This window comes from Spirosoma flavum (assembly GCF_042686045.1).
In the GTDB taxonomy this organism is placed as follows: Bacteria; Bacteroidota; Bacteroidia; order Cytophagales; family Spirosomataceae; genus Spirosoma; species Spirosoma flavum.
Map to the genome: position 1 here is coordinate 179,954 of NZ_JBHUOM010000019.1, position 19,090 is coordinate 199,043.

General features: G+C 47.9%; 22 protein-coding genes. 9 read left to right on the forward strand and 13 right to left on the reverse strand.

The window, feature by feature from the left end:
- Positions 1-15: 15 nt before the first annotated feature.
- Positions 16-255: an acyl carrier protein gene (locus ACFS25_RS17850; RefSeq protein ID WP_381503761.1), complete on the forward strand. Its 240-nt coding sequence runs from the start codon at positions 16-18 to the stop codon at positions 253-255.
- 109 nt (positions 256-364) lie between these two features.
- On the opposite strand, the gene ACFS25_RS17855 is transcribed toward ACFS25_RS17850, so the two are convergent.
- Complete coding sequence (locus tag ACFS25_RS17855; protein WP_381503763.1) at positions 365-952, reverse strand: hypothetical protein; 588 nt, start codon at positions 950-952, stop codon at positions 365-367.
- Between the two features lie 194 nt (positions 953-1,146).
- Between ACFS25_RS17855 and ACFS25_RS17860 the strand changes: the two genes are divergently transcribed.
- From ACFS25_RS17860 to ACFS25_RS17890, 7 genes are all read left to right on the forward strand, one after another.
- Positions 1,147-2,448 (forward strand): glucuronyl esterase domain-containing protein, encoded by a 1,302-nt coding sequence (locus ACFS25_RS17860; RefSeq protein ID WP_381503765.1) that lies wholly within the window; start codon positions 1,147-1,149, stop codon positions 2,446-2,448.
- A 20-nt stretch (positions 2,449-2,468) separates the two neighbouring features.
- The gene (locus ACFS25_RS17865; protein WP_381503767.1) at positions 2,469-3,041 is read left to right on the forward strand and encodes an NUDIX hydrolase; all 573 of its coding nucleotides are present in this window, start codon (positions 2,469-2,471) and stop codon (positions 3,039-3,041) included.
- Between the two features lie 119 nt (positions 3,042-3,160).
- Positions 3,161-4,330, forward strand: coding sequence for a pyridoxal phosphate-dependent aminotransferase (locus ACFS25_RS17870; protein ID WP_381503769.1), 1,170 nt, complete (start codon positions 3,161-3,163; stop codon positions 4,328-4,330).
- Positions 4,330-5,187, forward strand: coding sequence for a prephenate dehydrogenase (locus ACFS25_RS17875; RefSeq protein WP_381504571.1), 858 nt, complete (start codon positions 4,330-4,332; stop codon positions 5,185-5,187). The genes ACFS25_RS17870 and ACFS25_RS17875 overlap by 1 nt, the downstream gene beginning before the upstream one ends.
- Before the next feature lie 115 nt (positions 5,188-5,302).
- Positions 5,303-6,169 carry an aldo/keto reductase gene (locus tag ACFS25_RS17880; protein ID WP_381503771.1) on the forward strand — a complete coding sequence of 289 codons (867 nt, stop codon included), beginning with the start codon at positions 5,303-5,305 and terminating at the stop codon, positions 6,167-6,169.
- 63 nt (positions 6,170-6,232) lie between these two features.
- Positions 6,233-6,592, forward strand: coding sequence for a hypothetical protein (locus ACFS25_RS17885; RefSeq protein WP_381503772.1), 360 nt, complete (start codon positions 6,233-6,235; stop codon positions 6,590-6,592).
- 112 nt (positions 6,593-6,704) lie between these two features.
- Positions 6,705-7,235 (forward strand): ferritin, encoded by a 531-nt coding sequence (locus ACFS25_RS17890; protein ID WP_381503774.1) that lies wholly within the window; start codon positions 6,705-6,707, stop codon positions 7,233-7,235.
- Positions 7,236-7,321: 86 nt separating this feature from the next.
- Here the strand turns inward: ACFS25_RS17890 and ACFS25_RS17895 are convergent, their stop codons facing one another.
- The 3 genes from ACFS25_RS17895 to ACFS25_RS17905 form a co-directional block, all read right to left on the reverse strand.
- Positions 7,322-7,954 (reverse strand): HmuY family protein, encoded by a 633-nt coding sequence (locus tag ACFS25_RS17895; RefSeq protein WP_381503776.1) that lies wholly within the window; start codon positions 7,952-7,954, stop codon positions 7,322-7,324.
- Positions 7,955-8,019: 65 nt separating this feature from the next.
- Positions 8,020-8,394: a hypothetical protein gene (locus ACFS25_RS17900; RefSeq protein WP_381503778.1), complete on the reverse strand. Its 375-nt coding sequence runs from the start codon at positions 8,392-8,394 to the stop codon at positions 8,020-8,022.
- Positions 8,395-8,445: 51 nt separating this feature from the next.
- Entirely contained in the window at positions 8,446-10,557 is a 2,112-nt protein-coding gene (locus tag ACFS25_RS17905) for a TonB-dependent receptor plug domain-containing protein (protein ID WP_381503780.1), read from the reverse strand.
- 160 nt (positions 10,558-10,717) lie between these two features.
- Between ACFS25_RS17905 and ACFS25_RS17910 the strand changes: the two genes are divergently transcribed.
- The gene (locus ACFS25_RS17910) at positions 10,718-11,722 is read left to right on the forward strand and encodes a DUF6607 family protein (RefSeq protein WP_381503782.1); all 1,005 of its coding nucleotides are present in this window, start codon (positions 10,718-10,720) and stop codon (positions 11,720-11,722) included.
- Between the two features lie 87 nt (positions 11,723-11,809).
- On the opposite strand, the gene ACFS25_RS17915 is transcribed toward ACFS25_RS17910, so the two are convergent.
- The 9 genes from ACFS25_RS17915 to ACFS25_RS17955 are packed head-to-tail and all read right to left on the reverse strand — an operon-like array spanning position 11,810 to position 18,873.
- Positions 11,810-12,613 (reverse strand): mycofactocin-coupled SDR family oxidoreductase, encoded by an 804-nt coding sequence (locus ACFS25_RS17915; protein ID WP_381503784.1) that lies wholly within the window; start codon positions 12,611-12,613, stop codon positions 11,810-11,812.
- Positions 12,614-12,616: 3 nt separating this feature from the next.
- A complete protein-coding gene (locus tag ACFS25_RS17920) occupies positions 12,617-13,168 on the reverse strand; it encodes a carboxymuconolactone decarboxylase family protein (protein WP_381503786.1) in 552 nt (183 codons plus the stop codon).
- A gap of 47 nt (positions 13,169-13,215) precedes the next feature.
- Positions 13,216-13,704, reverse strand: coding sequence for a DUF4395 domain-containing protein (locus ACFS25_RS17925; protein WP_381503787.1), 489 nt, complete (start codon positions 13,702-13,704; stop codon positions 13,216-13,218).
- 12 nt (positions 13,705-13,716) lie between these two features.
- Positions 13,717-14,904 (reverse strand): methionine aminotransferase, encoded by a 1,188-nt coding sequence (locus ACFS25_RS17930; RefSeq protein ID WP_381503788.1) that lies wholly within the window; start codon positions 14,902-14,904, stop codon positions 13,717-13,719.
- A 5-nt stretch (positions 14,905-14,909) separates the two neighbouring features.
- Positions 14,910-15,200, reverse strand: coding sequence for a hypothetical protein (locus ACFS25_RS17935; protein WP_381503789.1), 291 nt, complete (start codon positions 15,198-15,200; stop codon positions 14,910-14,912).
- A gap of 17 nt (positions 15,201-15,217) precedes the next feature.
- Positions 15,218-16,147: a DUF1684 domain-containing protein gene (locus ACFS25_RS17940; RefSeq protein WP_381503791.1), complete on the reverse strand. Its 930-nt coding sequence runs from the start codon at positions 16,145-16,147 to the stop codon at positions 15,218-15,220.
- The gene (locus ACFS25_RS17945; protein WP_381503793.1) at positions 16,134-16,757 is read right to left on the reverse strand and encodes a redoxin domain-containing protein; all 624 of its coding nucleotides are present in this window, start codon (positions 16,755-16,757) and stop codon (positions 16,134-16,136) included. Before ACFS25_RS17945 ends, ACFS25_RS17940 begins: the two co-directional genes overlap by 14 nt.
- Before the next feature lie 57 nt (positions 16,758-16,814).
- Positions 16,815-18,050: a sterol desaturase family protein gene (locus ACFS25_RS17950; RefSeq protein WP_381503795.1), complete on the reverse strand. Its 1,236-nt coding sequence runs from the start codon at positions 18,048-18,050 to the stop codon at positions 16,815-16,817.
- A 1-nt stretch (position 18,051) separates the two neighbouring features.
- Complete coding sequence (locus tag ACFS25_RS17955) at positions 18,052-18,873, reverse strand: phytanoyl-CoA dioxygenase family protein (protein WP_381503798.1); 822 nt, start codon at positions 18,871-18,873, stop codon at positions 18,052-18,054.
- Positions 18,874-19,090 lie beyond the last annotated feature (217 nt).

Below are 19,090 nucleotides of genomic sequence, written 5' to 3' on the forward strand. Positions count from 1 at the left end.
CAACTCATCTAACCCATGACAACTCATCAAATAAACAGCCGACTACAAGAGATTCTCACCAACATTGGCATTAGCCTGACTGCTCTAACCGATCAGGCGAATTTTAGCCGCGACTTGGGTCTTGATTCACTGGACGTAACGGATTTACTGCTACAAATTGAGACCAGTTTTGGTATTCGCATTCCCGATGAAGACTGGGGAAAGCTACAAACTGTTGGCCAGATGAAAGACTATCTAGCCAACGAAGTGAGGTAAACTTCTTAGAATCTTGGTTGTGCATAAATAACGTGAATGGCGGATTAAAATAATCCGCCATTCACGTTATTTATGTTTACGGCTGGCAATAAAAGGGTGAAATATTACTTCAAAACCACGGGCGCTTGACTTTGAACGACCTTTTCAAGCCAGTAATCAGTAGGAATGCGCCCAAAATTCCGAAGATAATCGCCAGTATCGTAATGTGTAAAATGGCGAATAAGACGGCCACCAGAATTATAAGGACCGACGCTTTTAATTTCCAGCTAATGCGTTGCCACCAGTTCAGTTCAGGGCGCAGTCTCATGCCTAAACCCTGACGAATCTGGTTACCCAATTTAAGTTTTTTCTTTGGCCTTGGGTCTGGTTGCTGGTCGGTCAGTTTGGTGGTTGATGCCGATAACAAAGATTGCATTCGGTGCATACGGCGCTCAATATGATTACCCGCTCTTTGTTCGGGCTGGCTACTACGACTAACCACAACAGAGCTAGCTGGCAGCGGCACGTTAGCTACCGGCGGCACATTGGCCTGTATTGCAGAATCTAAGGGCAATGCTTCTACCTGAGCTACTGACGGTTCAACGGATAGTCTGGTTGCCGCCGGATGAGGTGTTCGTTGGAGATAAGCAATGGGTAGGTGGCAGGACGAAAGGAAAAGGCATAACGCAGCAGCGAAAAGGGCAATAACGTTCTTCATCAGGTTAAGAGTTGTGCGAACAAAATTTGCGAAGGCAAAAGTCCCCTCTACAACGAATCAGATAGGGCTGTTAATATGATTCAAGCGAAAAAGCGATCAACGCAGACTTATTTCGCATCCCCTACTCCCGCCAAACAGTATGAAAAACAGGCCATTTGCCTTTTCAGAAGAGACTTAATTCTCTGAATCTGCTTATGGCTCGAATTCTGTTTTTATTAGCACTGGCACTTCTAACGGGCTGTTTGGCCAATGGGCAAGCAACCGAACCAACGTACAATTACGACGAAACTAAAGTTGGCACGTATACGCTGCCCAATCCGCTAATCAACAATAAAGGAAAGGCGGTAAAGACTCAGGCCGAATGGAGAAGTCGGCGTAAAGAACTCATACAACTCTTTGCCGAAAACGTGTACGGTCAAACACCCAAACAAGCCGTTAAACTCCGTTTCCAGACAACCTCAGTCGATTCGTCGGCACTAAACGGCTTGGCAATTCGTAAACTGGTATCCATTTTCTTCGTTGACTACCCGCAACTACTACCCATCGAGGTACTCTTATATCTACCCAAAGGCCGAAAAGTGATCCCTGTGTTTCTAGGGCTAAATTTTTGCGGTAATCACTGTGTCACAACCGAGGCCGATATCCCCCTCTCTACGCGCTGGATGGGCAATGCGATTGGCGAGGTTTCAGTTAACAACAAGGCTACCGAGAAAGCCCGTGGTATGCAGGAGCGACGCTGGCCGATTGAAACGATTCTGAGACGGGGTTATGCACTGGCCACAGCATATTACGGCGATATTGAACCTGATTATCCTCAGGGATGGCACTCAGGCATTCGGTCGGTTTTAGGCGAATCCACCGCACCGGCGAGCGATACAACAAAAGCCAACAGTTGGGGAGCCATTGGCGCCTGGGCTTGGGGCATGAGCCGGATTCTCGACTACTTGCAAACTGAACCGTCAATAGATGCCAAGCGAGTTATTTCCATTGGTCACTCACGTATTGGCAAGGCAGCGGTATGGGCCGGAGCACAGGACGAACGGTTTGCGGCTGTTATTGGCAATGAATCGGGCGAAGGCGGAGCCGCGCTAGCCCGTCGTTGGTATGGCGAAACCGTCGAACGGATTAATACCAGCTTTCCTTATTGGTTTTGTGGCCGATATAAAACCTATAATAAGCGCGTAGCCGATTTACCCGTTGACCAGCACGAATTGCTTGCCTTGATAGCTCCCCGACCCCTTTACATTGCCAGTGCCGATGGCGATCAATGGTCAGACCCGAAAGGTGAGTTTCTGGGAGCGGCTTATGCCGAACCTGTTTATAAGCTTTACGGAAAGGTGGGCTTGGGCACAACCGACGGTCGGCCCCAAGCTTTTCCAGCCGTGAATCAGCCCATTGGTCAGACCGTCCGCTACCACGACCGAAGCGGCAAACACGATGTAACCGATTACGATTGGGAACAATACCTGCGCTTCGCGGATGAATTAGTCCGCTAGGTCTGCCTACCTTTGCGGCTATGATCCCCGACAATGATCCCCGGCCCTGGCAGGTCGAACAATCTGAATACATTCACCGATTGCCCTGGTTTACGGTGCGTAAGGACGCCATCAAAATGGAAAATGGTGGTGTTATTCCTGATTACTTCGTCTTCGAATATCCTGATTGGATCAACGTTGTAGCCGTCACGACCAACGATCAACTGGTATTAATCCGGCAATATCGGCATGGTATTTCGGGCGTTCATTACGAACTCTGCGCGGGTGTCATCGACCCGAACGAAGACCCTCTTGTAGCGGCTCAACGCGAGTTATTGGAGGAAACTGGTTTTGGTGGCGGTCATTGGGAACCGCTAATGACGCTTTCAGCCAATCCGGGCACGCACGCCAACCTTACGCACTCGTTCCTGGCCACGGGCGTCGAACTGAAGCAGGCGCAACATCTTGAATCAACGGAGGAAATCACGGTGCATATCGTATCAGCAGAACGAGCACTGGATATTATTAACAACGGCGAGATGATTCAGTCGCTCCATTTAGCTCCCTTACTGAAATATTATCTGAACCGGCAGGCGGCTTCACAAGATTTATAGGATTGGTCTGATTTACAGGATTCGTTCGGTACCTATCTTTGCCAGCCCTACTAGTCTACTGACCTGCCTTCTCAACAAAAACAGGCAAATAAAAGCAGTCATACGAATAAGCGTTTAGAATGATTATCCCACTTGCCCACCGCGCCGATCAAACGCAGGAATACTATTTCTCGATAAAACTGGCCGAAGTCCGTCGTCTTCAGGCAGCCGGTCATGATATTATCAATCTTGGCATTGGCAACCCCGACCTGATGCCTTCGCCCAACACGCTCGACGCGCTTATAAAGTCAGTGCAGCAACCAACGGCACACGGCTATCAACCCTACAAAGGCACCCCGGCTTTGCGGCAGGCCATTGCTAAATTCTACGGCCATACATATGGTGTGTCGCTGGATGCCGATACCGAAATTTTACCACTCATCGGGTCAAAAGAAGGCATTACACACATTTCACTGACGTTTTTGAACGAGGGCGACGGTGTGCTCGTGCCTGAACTTGGCTATCCGGCTTACCGTGCGGTGAGTCAGATGATAGGCGCAACGGTTCGGGAGTATCCATTATTAGAGCATGGCGGCTGGCAACCTGACTGGAATGTTTTGACTGATTTAGTTACAAACAACGAATCGCCAAATCGCACTAAAATCCTCTGGCTGAACTATCCACACATGCCGACTGGTGCACCCGCTACCCGCGACTTGTTCGAGCGGGCGGTTCGGTTTGCGCACGACCACAAAATTTTGCTGTGCCACGACAATCCATACAGCCTGATTCTGAACAAAAAACCACCAATTAGTTTGTTGTCGGTGGATGGCGCAAAGGAAGTGGCGGTTGAGTTGAACTCATTAAGTAAATCGCACAATATGGCGGGCTGGCGCATTGGTTGGATGGCCGGAGCAAAAGCCTACGCAGATGCCGTGCTGACTATCAAAAGCAATATTGATTCAGGGCAGTTTCGGCCATTAATGGATGCCGCTACTGAAGCACTCACCAACTCTGATGAGTGGCACCGGGAGCGCAACGCGGTTTATCAGGGACGATTAGATGCCATTCATGCTTTACTGGACGCGCTGGGCTGCACGTATTCCACCGATCAGGAGGGCCTGTTTATCTGGGCCAAGCTCCCCGATTCAGTCGAATCGGCAGAAGCCCTGGTGGACGACTTACTTTTGACGAAACACGTATTTATTGCCCCCGGCTTTATTTTCGGACCTAAAGGAAACCGATACGTGCGCGTATCCCTTTGCTTACCCAAAGAACGTATTGAAGAAGCCGTTAAACGAATAAAATGATGGTTGTTAGCATTGTAGGAATAGGATTGTTGGGTGGATCGTTTGCGCTTGCCGTACGCGAGAAATACCCCAAAATGCGATTTATTGGCGTTGATACATCAGCGGTAAATTGTCAATTGGCGTTAGCCAAAGGCATTGTTGATGAGATACTCCCGCTGGCCGAAGCCATAGCGCAAAGCACGTTGGTCGTGCTGGCTACGCCAGTCAACATCATTATTGATCTATTGCCAGCGGTGCTCGACCTATTGCCGCCAGGCGCAACAGTTGTTGATCTGGGTTCAACCAAAGGTCTTATTTGCGCTGTTGCCGATGCTCATCCGAAGCGGGCGCAGTTTGTGGCCGCTCACCCAATGGCCGGTACCGAAAACTCCGGGCCTGGTGCCGCCTTTAAGGAATTGTTGACAGGTAAAAACCTTATCATCTGCGACCGCGAGAAAAGCAATCCTGACAGCCTGACTTTGACCGAGAGCTTATTTAGAGACGTAGGTATGAGGTTATTTTATATGGCTCCGCAGGAACATGATTTGCACTTAGCGTATGTTTCGCACCTAAGCCACATTAGCGCATTTGCCCTCGGGCTGACCGTACTAGAGAAAGAAAAAGACGAACAGGCCATCTTCGACATGGCCAGCACGGGCTTTAGTTCGACAGTGCGATTAGCGAAAAGCTCCCCGCAGATGTGGGCACCGATCTTTGACCAAAACCGTATAAACGTGTCCGACGCACTGGCGGCTTACATTGAATTTCTCCAACAATTCAAGCAGGTTATCGACGATCAGGATGTGACGACTTCGCTCGACTTTATGCAACGCGCCAATGTCATTCGGCGGGTGCTGGACGGGATTGAGAAGCGGTAAGAAAAAGTAAAATCTTTACCCGTCTACTGACACAAAAAGTGTTTTTGTTGGTTTATGTACATGATACAGGACGCGATCAATGTCCTGCCTGACCAGACAACAAGAAGAAACACTCATGCAAGCAACTGATCAACAACCAGCAACCCAAGCTGGCACAATTACTATCGGTGGAGACCTGACTGTCAACCGATTAGCTTATGGAGCTATGCGCATAACCGGCGATGGCATCTGGGGTCCACCCAAGGACCACGACGAGTGCATTCGTGTTCTGAAACGTACTCTCGACCTCGGCATTAATTTTATTGATACGGCTGATAGCTATGGCCCGTATGTTTCGGAAGAGCTCATCGCTGAAGCTCTCTACCCCTACCCAGATGGTTTAGCTATTGCCACAAAGGGTGGTTTACTACGTACGGGTCCGAATCAATGGCCGGTTGATAGCAGTCGGAAACACCTCGAAGAAGCGCTGAACGGTAGCCTGAAACGACTAAAAATCAACCAGATCGATTTGTATCAACTTCACCGATTCGATAGCAAAGTATCGTCAGAAGAAACCCTCGGATTTTTGAAGGAAGCCCAACAACAGGGTAAAATCCGGCACATCGGTTTATCGGAAGTTAGCATCGAACAGATCGAAGAAGCCAAACAGTACTTCGACGTTGTTTCGGTACAGAACATGTACAACTTTGGCGAACAGCGATGGAATGATGTGCTGAAATATTGCGAGCAAAACAACATTGCTTTTATTCCCTGGTTTCCGCTCAATGCGGGAAATGTGACGGCAGAAAAGGCAATTAAGAAAGTAGCCCAACGCCATAATGCCACCGATTACCAAATCGCACTGGCTTGGTTATTAGCTGCATCACCAGTAATGTTACCCATTGCCGGAACATCGTCGGTGAAGCATCTGGAGGAAAATGTTCAGGCCGCAACGATCAAATTGACGGACGAAGATTTGCAGGATATGCCACTGCCTGAATAAAGTTGTTTAGACGCTATCTAAATTAACTCTTGCTTTGTATATTTGCTCATTCATTTTCCAATCATGGGAGGCAGCAACGTACCAGCAACATACCAGGAAGTATTTCGAACCGATAAAGGAGTTGTCTACCAGTGTGACACGAGTAATCGACTGATTCTGGAATTTTGGGATACGCATACTCAGCTATCGGCCCGCGATTTTGCCCAGTTTCGGTGTATGGTCGAAACCGTCGATATTAAGCAAATGGCGTTAAGTACAGCCGCTGCCTACGATGTTGAAATTTTGGCCCCGCCCCGCTCTGAGCGGTGTTATGTATTGACCCTTTGCGAAATTGTACATCTCCGCGAATTACTCACTGGGGCTAAGTTAATGCTGGAATTGAACGCTATGCTTCGCGAATGCGGCTGCTCAATGGCCAACTAAACATAAATAGACTGTTTCTAAATTTGTTACCAATTGACCGGCTGTATAACAACAGCCGGTTTTTTTGTGTTGTTTTGCCACACGAATTTCTCACCGCAAAGAGGTACTCACCATGAAAGACTTAGCAAGATTACGCAGTTCTGTAAAGGAAAGCGTTGAACTGGCATTAAATCAGCAAATACAAATGGAACTGGTTTCGTCGTCGAAATACTTAGCGATGGCAGGCTGGTGTGACCGGAATGGTTTCGATTACAGTGCGGGCTTTTTCTACAAGCAATCGGAAGAAGAGCGTAAACATGGCATGAAGCTGTTTCATTATCTCTGCGATCAGGGTGGAACCGCCTATTCGCCCGAAGTACCAGCCGTAAGTCAGGAGTTTATCTCCCTGCGTTCCGTATTTGAAGGCGCGCTGGATCAGGAGATTGCTGTAACGGATTCCATCAATCGAATTATTGGTGTCTGCCGCCGTGAGAGTGATTACGCTACTGAAGAACTCTTGAAATGGTACGTGAAAGAGCAGATGGAAGAAGAATATATTGCTCGTCGCTGTCTCGAATTAATCGACCAGATCCCAGCCGACCAGATTTATTACTTAGATAAAAAACTCGCCAGCGTTACCTACGACGGCAATCCATTCGAATAAATAATTTATTTCTTTAAAAGATAAAAAGGCACCTATAATAGTTATAGGTGCCTTTTTGGTATTTGTTAGTTCCTCTGGCTACGATGCTACTTCAACGTTTGACTACCGTCTGGCTGGTAGAGATAACGGAACGTGAAGTAGCGGGCTACACTAGTAGCACTGGGTGTAGCAGGTGCCCCCTGATAATAGCTTAGTATCTCCATTTTGGCATATTTACTATCACCAGTGCGAATGATAAATACCTTGCCGGGAATGGAGGAAATGATATTGGTTGTTTGATCGTAGTTATACCACCCTTTACCAGAGCCCGTCGTGATAGCCAATTGAGTAGCACTTTGGTCCTGAGCAAACGTGGCCGACGTTGGCACAATCGTTAGATCATCAAATGTACCGGTGTGGATATACGCGCCCCCCTGACCCGTACGAATAGCCCCGCCGTTTACAATAATTGTTGTGCCGCGAAAACCAATATCCCATTTAGTTGTGGCCGAATCCGTGTTCGCTACCTGCTTGTTATCTTTAAAGCTATACAGGGTGAATTTGCCGGTTGCGGCAACGGGCTGCTGTCCGGTAGCCGACGTAACACTAGTTGGATCGGCGGCTATATCCTTAGCGGTTGTGGATGTTAGGGGTTGAACAATTACAGGATTATCCTCTTTCTTGCAGGAAAAAAATGCAGCGCTTAGGCAAATAGCCAGAGCCAATTGGTAGATACGCATACTCATTCTGATTGGTTAGTACAATTGTTAATTGATTCACGCCATTAATTATGGCTCCTTGGTAGTTAATTCTGGGTATTGCGTAGTGTCTCGAACCAGTGAAGCCGCGCCACCGCCCGACTCAGCATTTTTCGCAACTCGACTAATTCGTGTACTCTAAAACTAAAGCTTAAGAAGCGCGATGGGGTGCTCAGATGGATGCGTTCTTCGTACGGATGCGCATCGAAGTAAGCCGAAGTATCGATACTTCGCACGTTCCATTCCAGCGCCAGAAAGTCGTCGTAACACAACCATTGCGTGATATTATTGAATTCCAGCGCGATGTTATGGCGTTCCCGCTCCAATGTGCCGGTCGGTGCTGTAGCGTTGGAGTATACACTATCGTATAGGGTAATACGCCCGCTAACCGAGTCTGATAAAAGATGACATTGACAGTTCATACGGATTTTGAATTTCAGATTTTTGTGCTTTCACATGATTGAGATATAGAATTAATTGGCGGTCTTCCAGGCCCATCTCAGGGAGGTATACCATAACCGACCGGCCAAATTTGGAATATAAGCCGGGTCGGTATAGCCCGCCAGATTATCCACACCCGCTTGCAGCGTTATTGATTTCAAAGCCTTTGCCACCGACAGATTATAAAGCATATAGCCTTTTACATATTCCGAATCTGAATCTAAAATCAGGTTACCATCGCGATCGGCAAAGCCATACCGACCGCGATAAACACCCCGTAAGGAGGCAGAAAAGCCATTTTTAGGTTGCTCATAAAAAAGCTTGAGATTAGTCATGTGTCGTGATCGGTTAAACAAGCCCCCATACTCGGATGGCTTAACGCGCTCACTGGCCAAGGTTTCGGGATTACGTCGATAAACCGTACCCACTTTGACACCTTCTACTACCGATTTGTCCTTTGCGACCAGGTATTGATAGCCACCGCTCAAGGTCAAATAACCAGATCCGATAGTCCACCGCCAGCTACTTTCCAGCTCTGCTCCCTGCGTGAATACCTGGCTCAGGTTGTTGTAACTGAATACATTTTGACCATTTTTTTTGCGGGCAATTACCTGTGTTTCAATCAGATCATGAATATCGTTGCGGAACAAATTCACACTGACTGTCAGAGGGAAAGTAGGGGGTTTAACCTGTAGACCAGCATTGTACGCCACCGAACGTTCGGCACGAATAGTCGATAAACGGGATGGATCAAGCACAACCTCTTCAATTTGTCCCTGCTGAGTTAGCCGGGCAATGCCAGCCGCAGCCTCCTGCGTTCCAAAGACACTGTAGCCTGCCACAGCATTGTCGAAATTCAAGTACAACTGTCGAAAATCAGGTGCCTTGAATCCAACGCCTACGCTACCTCGTAAGGAAACTGCCGAACTAAGCGCATAGCGTCCTGATACTTTAGGACTAAACTGACTGGCATATTGACTATGTGAATCATAACGACCACCGGCAATAACTGTCCAGCGAAGGCTTGGCATCCACTCATACTGCACAAATCCATAGGTTGTATTGAACTGCTTACGCTCGGTATAGCGCGTCGCTTCAACACCTTCAGCAATGAAGCCAACCCCGGTTGTCAAAATATTTTTGGGGTTAATTACCCGCTCAACAACCACTTCGGGACGGTTGAAAGTTTGCCGGAAAAAGCTGGCATCATACGCTTCCTGAGTAGTCGTATACCGCAGGTTGGTCTCGGTATAATAGCCAGTATGATAATAGCGATAAATTACTTTCCAGCCTGGAGATAGTTGATGTGTCAATACAGGATTCAGGTTATAATCGCGTACAGTTCCGGGACCCGATACGGGTATATCTGGACTAACAATGAAATTATTTGATTGGCTTTCGGTAAAAAAACGACCTGATACAGACAGTTTCAGTTTCGGTGAAAAGGCAAACGTTAGTCGCCCGCTGGCCGTATAATTCGTAAAAGGCGCAACGGTCTGGCTACCCGTTTGGGACGAAACCGACTCATTAGGCAAGGAGTAACCCGCCGACTGATAACGATCGCCGAATACATAAACGCCCAATTTTCCTGACTTGCCAACTGTCCATTGTTTACTCAAATCGCCCGATAAATCGCTGGTTTGGTTAGCCCCGTAACGCACTGATAAGTTTCCTTTTGCCTCATTAGAATTGCCACCGGGCGTTTGCGTGATAATGTTCACGACGCCTGCCAAAGCCTCTGAACCATATAAACTCGATGAAGGACCTTTAACAATTTCAATTTGTTTAATATTGCCTACCGCCAATCGTGTTAGATCGAGCGTGCCCGCCGTGCGGCCTACAATCGGTTCGCCATCGACCAGAATTAGGGTATAGTCGGGCCCAAACCCTTGTATCTGAATGCCTTGTCCATGATCGGACACGACAGCTAAACCCGTCTGTTCGCGGAGTACATCGTTGAGTCGCAAGCTACCCATCTGCTGAATTTGCTTTCCGCTAATCACTGTAACGGGCAAAGGCAATGCACCCATTGGCCGCTCATTACGCGTAGCCGTTACAACAACTTCGTCAATAGGTCGTGCTTTCAGCGTATCTTTTGGTATGGGCTGCGCGAGTGATAATGTTAGTAATAGAAATAGAGGCATAGCAGCGTTCGATTGAAACTAATCAGGGCAAGTGTATTAGATTAGGCATCTATCCTAAAACTTCGTGACTGCAAACGTAGGCTCTATTTAGAATTTGTCCAAACAAATGAGTAATTATTTGTAAAAAGTCTAAATAAGTATAATTTTACTCAATCAATTTATGGTTATCGAAGTTGTGTCTATTATGAAATCAGCGTCATTTATATCAGCCCTGTTCGTACTACTGGTAGCCAGTTCTGTCCACGCGCAAATGGTCCCAAAGCCTGAAGATATTGCGGCCATCAAAGGCCAGTGCGGATGCCACGATGTCAGTTTCCTTTACGCTGAAACTTTTGCTCCTGAAAAAAATTACACCTTCAAAGACAGATACACCGCCAAAGGCACTGAATTAGTGTTTGTTGATGAAGAATCCGGCCCGGCGAATCGACCTACTAAAATCGTCATTCAGCATCTATTGGTAGCAATTCCATCCACACCGGGTGCATCCACACCGGGTGCATCCACACCGGGAGATACAATGGTTATTAAGCACTGGCGGGAAGATTGGGAGTTTCAGAATACCAGTCTGCTCAAATTTGATCAAAATGCATCGTGGAAACGCGTACAATTGACTCCCGCTCAGGCTAAAGGCCAATGGACACAGAAAGTTTTTGAAGTAGATGATAGCCCTCGCTACGAAGGATCGGCTACATGGATTCATGCCGATGGGCGCACCTATTGGGAAAGTACCGTTGATGCGCCTTTACCCCGACGGGAATACACAAAACGCACGGATTACAATGTGATGCGCCGGACCAATCACCACGAAATTCGGCCAGACGGCTACGTACACGAGCAGGACAATGACAAAATCATCCGTTCCGAAGCGGGCGACCAACTGCTTGTATCCGAAAAAGGACTGAATACATACCAGCGCACGGATGATGCTAAATGTAAAGCGGCTAAAAACTGGTGGGCTAAAAATCGGGCTTACTGGGCCGATGTTCGGACCGTTTGGGGCGAGGTGTTAGCCAACCGTAACATCGTATCTATAAAAGGTCAGGTAAAGGGCCAGGTATTGGGCCGGGAGTTAGATGAACTGGCCGCAACAACGCAACAAACGACTTATAACTCAACCTCAAGCCGCCAGTTAATTCGCCAAACAATCGAGAAGTATTTGAAGTAAAAATTACGTACATCGGTACTAATCAGGCAAGTTAGGATGCTGAGGTAGCCCCGTTAACTACGCGTAAAACATGATGGCAATAGTTGTTCACCGCGTTAGTAAGCCCGCATCCAGAACAAACTGCGAACCCGTTACGTAACGTGCTTTGTCTGATACCAGAAATAGGACCATTGCCGATACATCTTCTGGCTCAACCCACGGCACAGGCAACAAGTTGCCCGCCGAGCGTTCGGCAATCTCCTGCGTTGTCGTGCCCTCTAATTCGGCTAATCCATCGTTCATCGGTGTGTTGACGCCTGTCGGGTGGATGGAATTGACCCGAATGTTATGCGGTGCCAGTTCAATAGCCCACGATTTAGTCAAACCTACCAGACCCCACTTCGAAGCTGCGTAGTGGCTTAGGCGATTCATCCCCCGAAGCCCGGCAATGGATGAATTATTGATAATAACACCAGCCTTTTGCTTCATCATAACCGGAATTACCCGCCGGGCAACCAGCCATGCGCCTTTCAGATTAATGTCGATCATGGCATCCCATTCTTCTTCGGGTATCTCGTGAATGAGTCCGTAGGCGCAGATACCCGCGTTATTGAACAAAATATCGATCCGCCCAAAATTTAGTACGGCGGCATCGACAGCACGACTAATATCAGCATCCCGCCGAACGTCGCCCTGCGCTGTCAGACACCGCATGCCGAGCGCTTCTATTTCGTGCTGTAATGAGTCCAGTTCACTTTCAGAACCAAGTGCATAACCGGGATAAGCGAGTGGCTTGGCCAAATCGAACGCCACAATGTTGGCTCCTTCCTGGGCCAAGGCCAGCGCCACGGCCCGGCCCTGACCATGAGCGGCTCCAGTAATAAACGCTACTCTATCTTGTAAGTCAGCCATTGGCTACGGGTAAATTTTTGGTTGTGTCAATGGAAGATATGGATAGAGGTATTCGTCAATATTTACGTCCAGCACGTTGTTAAAAACATTCGTCGCAATCATTTGCCCGGCAAAGGCGACCAGTACAACGATCTGCGAGTCGGTATAACGCTCACCAATGGCGATATACAACTCGTCTGAAATCTCGCCCTTGTTCTGAGCAATTGCACTGCCGAAATCAATGACAGCCTGTTCATGATCGGTTAATCGAAGGTCTTCGGGACGCTCACCATTATCAATGATAATCCGCCGAAAAAACGTGGTACAGAGCGGGCAATTTGCGCCTTCCGAAATAGCGTGAGCAAACAAGTACGCCAGTCGGTCACCAACAATTTTCTTCACCTCTTCATACAATGGATACCACTGCATATAAACCTGAAATGCCAGCAACGAGCGGCCTAGCGTGGCTTTCATATTAGTGATGCGGCTACCGGGATAATCGGTAACATGCGCATCAAAAGCGGCCTGTATATCGGGCGTCGCTTCGTTGGCGGGAAGGGGTGTAATGCGGGGCATAGCTAAGTAAATCAGTAGGCGATTAGCACGAAACAACTTACTCACTACTAATCACGTACAACTTTAATTCGTCTCAAAAGCGTATAAACGTAGCAACCGGCGCAAATACCCGCTAATGATTCCAAGGCGGCAAAAACAACTAGTATTCCTGTTAAAATCAGCGTGTTTACACCCAGAAAATGCGTTGCTAAAATAGCGGCAGCGAACACCATACCAACGCCAGCCGCAAAACGCTTTGGAGCCTGGTCGATAAGTTGAATCGGAAAGTTAAGTGCTTTTATAACGCCATCGCTCAGTCGGGCCAACGGACTAAGGTTACCGTAATCAAATGCCCGCAACGCAAAGTCGATTAATAGAAAAAGAGGTAGAATCCAGTAAGAGGTCACTATGGAAGCAATACCTATCAGCAGGACAAAAAAAGCGACCGTCCGCACTTTATTCTCATTCACTTTAACCCCATCAACGGGGCATTCCAAGGCCGATTGGCTAAAAATTGTCACTGGATTTAGGTTTCCCCGATTACTTAAATTACTCATTAAATGTCTGGTTTATAGCTGACTAAGTCGTTCGGCGGCTTCCTGCAAAACGGCATCGTCTTTGGCGAAACAGAAGCGTATCATTTTGTAATCATTCTTCTGGTGATAGAACACGGAAACCGGAATAGAGGCCACCCCAATTTCTTTGGTAAGCCGTACGGCCAGATCATAGTCGGGCTCGTCGGTGATATTGGCATAGGAAACAGTCTGAAAAAAACTTCCTTCCGTCGGTCTGATGGTAAATCGGGAGCCACGTAAACCAGCCAGAAACAGATCGCGTTTGCGTTGGTAAAAGTCCGGCAACTGGCGGTAATGATCCGGTTCTTTCAGGTAATCGGCTAAAGCGTATTGAATCGGAGTAACAGTGCTGAATGTTAGGTATTGGTGGATTTTTCGGAACTCAGTCGTCAGGTCAGCCGGGGCCAGGCAATAACCAACTTTCCAACCCGTAATATGAAAGGTTTTGCCGAATGACCCAATTATGAACGTACGTTCCTGCAAAACCGGGTGCGTCATTAGGGAGTGGTGCGTTCGGCCATCAAACAGAATGTGTTCGTAAACCTCATCACTCACGATCCAGATGTCGCGGTTGTGCACCAGATTAGCTAATTGATTCAGGTCGTCAAGTGTCCAGACATGGCCGGTGGGATTGTGGGGTGTATTGACTAGAATAAGCCGCGTTTTATCCGTAATCTTCTGACTAACAGCTTGCCAGTCAATCGTATAATCGGGTGGCGTTAGCGTCACATAAACCGGAATACCCCCATTGAGTTCAATAGCGGGTACATAACTATCGTAGGCGGGTTCAAACACCAGCACTTCATCCGGTCCGGCGTCCCGGCTGTGGCGAACCACTGCTGTAATAGCCGCGAAGATGGCTTCGGTTGCCCCCGACGTAACCGTCACTTCGGTATCGGGATCGTAGGCTATTCCATATAGATCTAACGTCTTTTGGGCTAGCGCTTCACGCAAAGCCGGTACGCCCGTCATTGGCGCATACTGATTAAATCCTTTCCGCATGTAGTGGTCAACCAACGACACCAGTTCGGGCGAACAATCGAATCCAGGGAATCCCTGCGACAAGTTGATGGCCCCGGTTTCGGTAGCCAGTTTCGACATAACAGTGAAAATCGTCGTGCCTACGTTCGGTAGTTTCGATACAAGGCTGTCCCCTACTCGTCTGCTCTTATAAATACTCATGGTTGCTAAACAACGTCGTCTCCTACATTCGGGAACAAGTCACCGAGCGAGATTTTGTCAATGTACGGTTCTAACTCACTTGTATCGGCCAATATCCGTACCAATGTAACATCATATCGACGCTGACATACCCACATTTCGACAAAAAAAGCATTAACCGCGTATAGATGCAACCAAAATCCGGGTATGCGCCGGGCTTCAATTAACGTGCCCTGTTGCCAGACAAGGTTTAGCTGGTCCTGATACGGCAATCCATGAAAATAAGCCGCTCTATGCTTGTTTCGCTCGCTTTGCATACCAATCAATCCTCAGTTCAGTGATCCCCATAGCGTTTTTCCCCAGCGGTCACAGCCAGAACCAGCTTGTTTTGCTTGGGTGGTAACGGACAGGTGGCAAACGTGGTAAAGGCGCAGGGCGGATTGATAGACTGGTTGAAGTCAAGCACTGTTGTACCATCTGGCCCAGCTTTATCCGCGTACAAAAATCGACCTGCCCCGTACGTCCCGTGAGTATTGGTCTGATCCCCGAATAAAATAAATAGTTTAGCCCCTTCTCCAACGGCATCTAAATGATAGGTTTTGCCCAGCCGCTCAAAAACCAGTGTACCGGCCAAATTTTGTTGTGACGTTAGCCCTAATACATCGACAATAGGAATAGTTTTAGGGGTTGTTGGGGTTTCCAGATGAGCTTTCACCCGCCAGGTTTCATCTACCGGGTAGCGTTCGATACCATGAAACTCTTTCAGCGAGGGGCTGTCTACGTCGCGCAGCCGAACACCATATTTATCACCCCGTTTGATAACGAACCACCGCAACGAGCCATGCGCCAGTATAGTTGGTTTTTTGTCGGGAGCGAAAATGACCAGTGATTCTGTTAGGGGCTTCCCATCAGCCGAGACCGTTTCTTTTGCGTTAGGCGAAAAACGAACTTCCCCTTTTTCCAACTGAAACGATCCTAGATCTGTGAGGGCATTGGCAATTGGGAAAGCCACATCGAAATCGGGTCCGCGACCAACCGAATTTTTACCACCGGTTAGCCAGAATAATCCGGCCAGGTTCAGCCAGCCAGTTTCGCTTTTAAGGGCGTTCACACGGCTCTGATGCCACTCCTCAATTTGTGCTTTGTAAGATGGCTCGTCGGCGTTACGCCAGCCAACAGACAGCATCGTAGCCAAAAGCCACAAGCCGAAAAAACACCGGGAATAGCCATTTAGCGGCTCAACTGGTTGATTAATGCCTTTCATAATGGGTATTATTAAGGTTGCGAACAATGGTAGAAATCACTTCACTGTCGAGCTTTCGGTCGAAGTTATCATCTAAAAAATGGTACGCAATACGCCGGTCGGGTCCAATTACGTACAGAGCGGGTGTAAACGCTTCGTCTGAAATGCCCGATATACGTTCCCAAACGGGATCATCTTCACTATACACGCCAAACCGTTGCGCCACGGTAGATTCAGCATCGTAAGCAACTCGAAAATCCAACCCTCCCACCTGCCGCGCTAGTACGCTGGGAGATTCATTGGAAAACACAACTAGTTCTGCGTCAGCAACGAGCAAATCCTGATGCAACCGAACCAGTGAATTTAGATAAGGCCGGGCGTAGCGCCCCCAGCATGGGCAATAGAAACTGACCACTAACGGTCTTGTACCGACCAAATCTAGTATGGATGTTGCTCTCTCTGCTATTTTCTGACCAAAAACCGACGCCCGCCAATCGTTAGGGGCACCGGAAAGGCTAAAGAATGGCGCAATATCGCCCGTTAGTAACGGCTGAGCCCGGATAGTTTTGGGGCAGTCCTGCGTACTAACCGACCGTATATCACCTAATTCGTTTTCAAATTCGAGAGTCATGCTTCTATACGTTTAATTTTTATGCCACCCCTATCCCGGCTTTGGGCTAGGGTAATGTCAGAAAGAGCCATACACCAATTGAAGATATCGTTTTTGGACAAGTGAAAAATAAGTCCAAAGTGACAAGCCGCCGATGTAGGCCAGAATAATTAACATAGGATGACCCAGCACGGCATAGAGAGCCAGCCAAAGCACCGAGACCTGGCCAATTTCGAGGTATAGTACCCAACGACGCTGTTCGAGCAAGGCACCACAGTTGATGGCTGTGAGCAGAATGAACAAAGCGGTTAGCAATTGAAGATAGGCGGGTACATAGTGTTCAGTTAATAGGAAGGCGAATAAAATCAGCAGCATACCAGCCACCTGTCCAACTACGTATCCCCGGAAACGTCGGCTTTTATTATGCGCGTTTGAACGACCAGCCGCATCAGCCGAAAGAAATTGACTTTCCAGTTCCTGCCGAATGGTTGGGTCAACTGCGTCTGGACGGCCAACCAGTAAAGTCAGCTTTGTACGCCATCCCGTTGCCCGCCGAACGGCTACAAACAGTTCGAGTAAGCCATGAAAGTGCTGCCACAAAAAACTGTGGCTGTCGAGTTGTTTTGTGAGTCCATATGTAGTGTCTATCGTTTCTTCCTGCTCTTCGGCAAATGTGCAAAACAGCTTATCCCAAATGATAAACATGTCGCCATAGTTCTTGTCCAGATACTGCGGATTACTGGCATGATGAACCCGGTGATGCGAGGGCGTTACAAATACATATTCAAGCCAACCTAATTTACCAACCGTCCGCGTATGGATGAAAAAAGGATATAGTCCATGAATTAGCAGAACGGTTGTAATCATTTCGGCTGGGAAACCAACAATGGGCAGTACGGACCAAAAACCAGTGCGCACCACCGCCTGAAAAATCGTAATACGGGCCGAAACGGTATAGTTAAAATCTTCACTCTGGTGATGTACGACATGCACTGCCCAGAATACATTGACTTCGTGCGCCAGCCGATGATACCAATACCAGACAAAATCAGTGGCGATGAACAACCCAATCCAACCCCATGCACTGGCCTGAATATCCAACAAAGCGTAGTGCTGATGCAGATACTCGTAGAAAAAATAGAATGCCCCAACCGTAAAACTATCCAACAGCCGCTCAGCAATACCGACGTTGAGATTCGCAACAGAATTGTTGAATCGAAAATAGTTTTTCTTCTGCCACTTTGCCACAAGGTATTCCAGCCCCATGAAAAGCAGTAATACCGGAACGGCAAGAGCAAGCCAGTTAAGATGCATGTTAACGTTGAATTTTCTTACCCAAACGATGATAGAATGGCGTTTTACTAGTCGCGCTTTTGGGTTCATACTCACCCGTAACCAATGGAATGTACATAACCCGACGGCGACTTTCAGCACCAATATTGGGTGACTGTTCAACGCGGTGCCACAGACTGCCATTATGGATGGTCAGGTCTCCGGCTTCGATGTTGAAACCAACTTCGCGCGGGTCAGGACGGTGGTCGATGAACTGCCGTTTGCGAAACAGCGTCAACAGTGTATTTTGCTTGTGGGTGCCCGGTAAAACCCGCAGCCCTCCGTTGCTCATCGGGCAGTCGTCCAGATGCAGCCCCACATTAAGCATAGGTCGGATACGGTGGCCCAGAAACAAGTCGCGAGGACTGTCGGTATGCCAGCCCATCCGGGAAAAATTACTCTCGGGTGTCCGAACGTAATGGTTTACCACCAGACCGTCTTTCTCTTCTTCGCCAATACGACCGTTGTAAGGTTGCAACAAAGCCGTTAGCGCCTGAAGCCGCTCATCCTGCAAAAACTCCCGCAAAACCGGACTGAACAGCGACGTAAACGCAAACCGCTGGACAATAAGCTGTCCGTTTTCATCACGACCAAACTTAATGGGTATACCGTTGATTTTATCTACTTTTTCGGCAATCCAGTTCGCTTCAACCCGCTGTAACTCCCGTAGAAAAAGTTGTACGACATCTCGGCTAACAAAGTTTTTGATATGTAGAAACCCATTTTTTTCAAAGAAGGCCGTTTCTTCGGCGGTCAGCGTTTGGGCAGGGAGAACAGAAACCAGATTGTCAGATAGTGCTACCATTGGACTATTATATTAGTGATGATACTAAGATGAAACTTTATTCCCTATTTACTATACAGACTTAGTATAGTTTTAGTGGTAATGAAAAGCAAACATATGTTTGCCAGGAAAAAGTTATCGGGTTTTGACCTTACCTGTTTGGGAAAGCACAGGTGAATGTAGGGAATTTAACAACGGCACATACCCATCGTCAATGCTATTAAAGCAGACATAGATT

Coding starts and splice junctions, on each gene's coding strand:
- ACFS25_RS17850 (WP_381503761.1), top strand. CDS start 16: ATGACAACTCATCAAATAAACAGCCGACTACAAGAGATTCTCACCAAC.
- ACFS25_RS17865 (WP_381503767.1), top strand. CDS start 2,469: ATGATCCCCGACAATGATCCCCGGCCCTGGCAGGTCGAACAATCTGAA.
- ACFS25_RS17925 (WP_381503787.1), bottom strand. CDS start 13,704: ATGAGTAATTTAAGTAATCGGGGAAACCTAAATCCAGTGACAATTTTT.
- ACFS25_RS17935 (WP_381503789.1), bottom strand. CDS start 15,200: ATGCAAAGCGAGCGAAACAAGCATAGAGCGGCTTATTTTCATGGATTG.
- ACFS25_RS17940 (WP_381503791.1), bottom strand. CDS start 16,147: ATGAAAGGCATTAATCAACCAGTTGAGCCGCTAAATGGCTATTCCCGG.
- ACFS25_RS17915 (WP_381503784.1), bottom strand. CDS start 12,613: ATGGCTGACTTACAAGATAGAGTAGCGTTTATTACTGGAGCCGCTCAT.
- ACFS25_RS17945 (WP_381503793.1), bottom strand. CDS start 16,757: ATGACTCTCGAATTTGAAAACGAATTAGGTGATATACGGTCGGTTAGT.
- ACFS25_RS17900 (WP_381503778.1), bottom strand. CDS start 8,394: ATGAACTGTCAATGTCATCTTTTATCAGACTCGGTTAGCGGGCGTATT.
- ACFS25_RS17880 (WP_381503771.1), top strand. CDS start 5,303: ATGCAAGCAACTGATCAACAACCAGCAACCCAAGCTGGCACAATTACT.
- ACFS25_RS17910 (WP_381503782.1), top strand. CDS start 10,718: ATGGTTATCGAAGTTGTGTCTATTATGAAATCAGCGTCATTTATATCA.
- ACFS25_RS17860 (WP_381503765.1), top strand. CDS start 1,147: ATGGCTCGAATTCTGTTTTTATTAGCACTGGCACTTCTAACGGGCTGT.
- ACFS25_RS17905 (WP_381503780.1), bottom strand. CDS start 10,557: ATGCCTCTATTTCTATTACTAACATTATCACTCGCGCAGCCCATACCA.
- ACFS25_RS17895 (WP_381503776.1), bottom strand. CDS start 7,954: ATGCGTATCTACCAATTGGCTCTGGCTATTTGCCTAAGCGCTGCATTT.
- ACFS25_RS17920 (WP_381503786.1), bottom strand. CDS start 13,168: ATGCCCCGCATTACACCCCTTCCCGCCAACGAAGCGACGCCCGATATA.
- ACFS25_RS17855 (WP_381503763.1), bottom strand. CDS start 952: ATGAAGAACGTTATTGCCCTTTTCGCTGCTGCGTTATGCCTTTTCCTT.
- ACFS25_RS17890 (WP_381503774.1), top strand. CDS start 6,705: ATGAAAGACTTAGCAAGATTACGCAGTTCTGTAAAGGAAAGCGTTGAA.
- ACFS25_RS17955 (WP_381503798.1), bottom strand. CDS start 18,873: ATGGTAGCACTATCTGACAATCTGGTTTCTGTTCTCCCTGCCCAAACG.
- ACFS25_RS17930 (WP_381503788.1), bottom strand. CDS start 14,904: ATGAGTATTTATAAGAGCAGACGAGTAGGGGACAGCCTTGTATCGAAA.
- ACFS25_RS17870 (WP_381503769.1), top strand. CDS start 3,161: ATGATTATCCCACTTGCCCACCGCGCCGATCAAACGCAGGAATACTAT.
- ACFS25_RS17950 (WP_381503795.1), bottom strand. CDS start 18,050: ATGCATCTTAACTGGCTTGCTCTTGCCGTTCCGGTATTACTGCTTTTC.
- ACFS25_RS17875 (WP_381504571.1), top strand. CDS start 4,330: ATGGTTGTTAGCATTGTAGGAATAGGATTGTTGGGTGGATCGTTTGCG.
- ACFS25_RS17885 (WP_381503772.1), top strand. CDS start 6,233: ATGGGAGGCAGCAACGTACCAGCAACATACCAGGAAGTATTTCGAACC.